The organism is Erwinia sp. MYb416, from assembly GCF_037479575.1.
Classification (GTDB): domain Bacteria; phylum Pseudomonadota; class Gammaproteobacteria; order Enterobacterales; family Enterobacteriaceae; genus Erwinia; species Erwinia rhapontici.
The window spans coordinates 1-1,078 of the sequence record NZ_JBBGYT010000152.1 but is presented as its reverse complement, the minus strand read 5'-3'; the positions used below and the strand labels follow the sequence as shown (position 1 = coordinate 1,078).

Genomic DNA, 1,078 nt, shown 5'->3' with positions numbered 1-1,078 from the left:
AAAAAGCATACGCTTGATATGCTGGCAAAAAAAGCAGGTGTCGGCGTGGCAACTGTTGACAGGGTGTTAAATGAACGTGGCGGTGTTTCACCCGAAACAACGCGTAAAGTATTACTGGCTGCGCAGGAAATCGGATTAAAAAGAATATTGCCTGTGGCTTATCAGCAACCCTGGCAAATTGAAGTTTTTCTGAGTGGAAACGGCTCGTTTTTCTTTAAACAGCTGGCGCGAGATTTTGGTGAAATAGCCAATCATCTTGGTTATCAGCGCATGACATTATTGAGGACCTTTACCGTTGAAACTCAGCCGGAGAAACTGGCGCGTCTGATCATCGACAGCAGTACAAAGCGTGACGGGATCATTGTGGTCGCTCACCATTCTCCGGCGCTGTACGAGGCGCTGGAGGTGTGTAAGGCGCGCGGGGTGCCGGTGATCACTATCGTGACCGATCTGCCCGATGCCGAACGCTTATGTCATGTCGGAATTAATCAGATGCAGGCCGGGCGCACCGCCGGGCTGATGATGGGACGTATGGTGAAGGGGGCTGGCGAAGTGGTGATGGTCAGCGGCCGCTGTGATTACAGCGCACACCGCCAGCGCATTGCCGGGTTTCGTGCGGTACTGGAGAAGAAGTTCCCCCAACTGCGGCTGCGCGAAGTGCTTGCCGGGCAGGATCAGCGCGACGTCATCAGCCGTCTGCTGGAGGAGTGCCTGAGCCATTCGCATGACGTGATCGGCCTGTATAACACCGGGTCAGGGAATACCGAGGTGAGCGCAGCACTGGATCGGCATCAGTTACTGGGGCGCTGTGTGTATATCACACATGAGTTGTATAGCATCACCCGGGGCCTGATGGCAGATGATGTACTGGCAATGACGCTGGATCAAAATGCACGTATGCATGCGCAGCTGGCGACGGATATTTTGCTGCGCCATCTGGAGGAGGGATACCAACCGACGCTGTATGAGGACGGAAAAGTAGATTTCCGGCTGATCACACCGGAAAACGCCTGAGGACCAACTTTACAGGCTGGCGGGACGACCTTTTACGATCGTCCCGCTATTAACGGATTAAAAA

General features: G+C 53.9%; 1 protein-coding gene. It reads left to right on the top strand.

Going from position 1 to position 1,078, the window contains the following annotated elements; genetic code table 11:
* A partial coding sequence (locus WH277_RS01455) for a LacI family DNA-binding transcriptional regulator (protein WP_339503949.1) occupies positions 1 to 1,014 on the top strand: 1,014 nt, incomplete at its 5' end.
* Positions 1,015 to 1,078 lie beyond the last annotated feature (64 nt).